The sequence below is a fragment of the uncultured Wocania sp. genome, from assembly GCF_964021735.1.
GTDB lineage: Bacteria > Bacteroidota > Bacteroidia > Flavobacteriales > Flavobacteriaceae > Wocania_A.
The window spans coordinates 1-2,257 of the sequence record NZ_CAXIBN010000280.1 but is presented as its reverse complement, the minus strand read 5'-3'; the positions used below and the strand labels follow the sequence as shown (position 1 = coordinate 2,257).

The 2,257-nt window shown below is 34.5% G+C and carries 2 protein-coding genes and 1 pseudogene; 2 read left to right on the top strand and 1 reads right to left on the bottom strand.

Features of this window, described 5'->3' with window-relative positions; translation table 11 throughout:
- Nucleotides 1–102: 102 nt before the first annotated feature.
- On the bottom strand, nt 103–693 hold the full coding sequence (locus tag AADI82_RS14960; RefSeq protein WP_341217210.1) for a carboxymuconolactone decarboxylase family protein: 591 nt from the start codon (nt 691–693) through the stop codon (nt 103–105).
- 69 nt (nt 694–762) lie between these two features.
- Between AADI82_RS14960 and AADI82_RS14955 the strand changes: the two genes are divergently transcribed.
- Both AADI82_RS14955 and AADI82_RS14950 read left to right on the top strand, forming a co-directional pair.
- Entirely contained in the window at nt 763–1,773 is a 1,011-nt protein-coding gene (locus AADI82_RS14955) for a dipeptide epimerase (RefSeq protein WP_341217209.1), read from the top strand.
- Nucleotides 1,774–1,780: 7 nt separating this feature from the next.
- Nucleotides 1,781–2,257 (top strand): annotated as a pseudogene (locus AADI82_RS14950) (pyridoxal phosphate-dependent aminotransferase family protein); the annotation flags it as partial.

Genomic DNA, 2,257 nt, shown 5'->3' with positions numbered 1-2,257 from the left:
AAAAAAACCTCCCCATTTCTGGAAAGGTTTCAAAAAAATAATTCGTGTATTAGTGGCTAAAAAAGGCAGATAAATATCAAAAGATTCCTGCCTTCGCAGGAATTAAATATGCTTTCCTTTCTCCCAACCATGTTTTCCTAAATATTGATTACCGCTTTCAACAGCACCACCTTCAATAGACGTTCCCATGCTATCATTCCATCTATTCAAATATCCAAAGAGTGAAATAACACCTAACATTTCAACAATTTCGCCTTCATCCCAATATTCGTATAAACGTTTCTTTATAGTTTCATCAACACCATTTGGCACTTGACTCGCCAGTAAAGAAAAATCTAAAGCGGCACGTTCCGCTTCACTAAATGCAGGATGTGTTCGGTATTCCCAAATATTATCCAATTGTTCTTGTTCTGCTCCGTAACGTTCGGCAGCGCGTATGGCGTGCGCTTGACAATATCTACAACCTGTTGAGTTGCTAGAAACCCAAGCAATCATGCGCTTTAACGCCGAAGTTACTCTGCCTTCATTGGCCATAACTGCTTTATTCAAATTAATAAAGGCTTTGCTAATTGCTGGCCTGCGTTGCATAGTTAGTACAGAATTTGGACAAAATCCTAAGGTTTCATTAAAGAATTCTGCAAGTTCTTTAGTTTCTAAATCGTGGTCTGCAGATAATGGTGTAACTAATGGCATAAATTTAATTTTAAAGTACCTTCAAAGATATAATTTTATTAACTTTCCAATATATAATAAAATGTATTTATGAACCTAATTTTAAGACCATTCGAGCTTAAATTAAAGCACACGTTTACAATTTCTAGAGAGTCGTACAACACACAACCTACATTAATTGTTGAACTTAAAGATGGTAATTTTTCCGGATATGGTGAGGCAACTTCAAACCCATATTATGGCATTACAGTTCAAAAAATGACGAATGATTTATTAAACATTAAGCATTTAATAGAAGCAGATAGCGAAAAAACACCTGAAACATTTTGGAACGATATATATCCGTATTTAAAGCATAATATGTTTGCTTTATGTGCTTTAGATTTGGCTTATAACGATTTGTATGCGCGCAAAAGAGGGCAAAAACTTTTTGAACTTTGGAATTACAAAACGAACAATAATCCTTTAACAGATTATACCATTGGCATAGATACAATTGATAAAATGGTAGCTAAAATGAAAGAGTTGCCGTGGCCTATTTATAAAATAAAATTAGGTACAAAAGAAGATATTGCTATAGTTGAAGCTTTGCGACAACACACCGATGCCGTTTTTAGAATTGATGCTAACTGCGGATGGACAGTTGATGAAACAATAAAAAACGCCATCGCTTTAAAAACCTTGGGCGTAGAGTTTTTAGAGCAACCTTTAAAAGCTGATGATTGGGATGCACATAAAGCAGTTTTCGATAAATCTGTGTTGCCCATTGTCGCTGACGAAAGCTGTCAAATTGAAGCCGATATCGATACATGCCATAATCATTTTCATGGTGTTAATGTAAAACTCGTAAAATGTGGCGGATTAACTTCGGCAAGACGAATGCTTACCAAAGCAAAATCACTTGGTATGAAAACTATGGTGGGTTGTATGACGGAATCTTCGGTTGGTATTTCTGCGATAGCACATGTATTACCACTGTTAGATTATGTAGATATGGATGGTGCCTTGTTGTTATCTGAAGACATTGCCAAAGGTGTAATTATTAAAAATGGGGTTGTTGAATATAGCCATTTAAACGGAACGGGGGTTTCTTTAATTTAACTAATTAATGATTGTTGAAAACTTTCCAGATAGAACTGTAATTATACAAGAAAAAGAATATTTATACTTTGGTGGCACAGCATATTTAGGACTTCCTACAAATGCTGATTTTCAGAATACGCTAATAAAAAGCATTACAAAATGGGGGTCGTTTTATGGAAGTTCCAGAAATTCCAATATAAAACTATCAATTTTTGATAAAGCAGAACGTTTGTTCGCCAAACAAATAGGAACAGAAAAATCGCTTACAACATCCTCTGGAACTTTAGCAGGGAAATTAGTTTTAGAGTATTTGTCTAAAACAGAAAGTACATTTTATCATTACCCAAAAACGCATCCTGCTATTTTACATAGTAAAAGTTTACCATTATTTGAAAACGGAACACTACACAAAAACCTTGTTAATAACACAAAAGAAGACGTTGTGATTACAGTCGATGCTGTTTTAGCATTAGAGGTTATACCAACAGTATTCAATTTTTTA

What these genes read in the sequence shown, in the direction of transcription:
- AADI82_RS14955 (WP_341217209.1), top strand. Translation starts at nt 763, where the DNA reads ATGAACCTAATTTTAAGACCATTCGAGCTTAAATTAAAGCACACGTTT.
- AADI82_RS14960 (WP_341217210.1), bottom strand. Translation starts at nt 693, where the DNA reads ATGCCATTAGTTACACCATTATCTGCAGACCACGATTTAGAAACTAAA.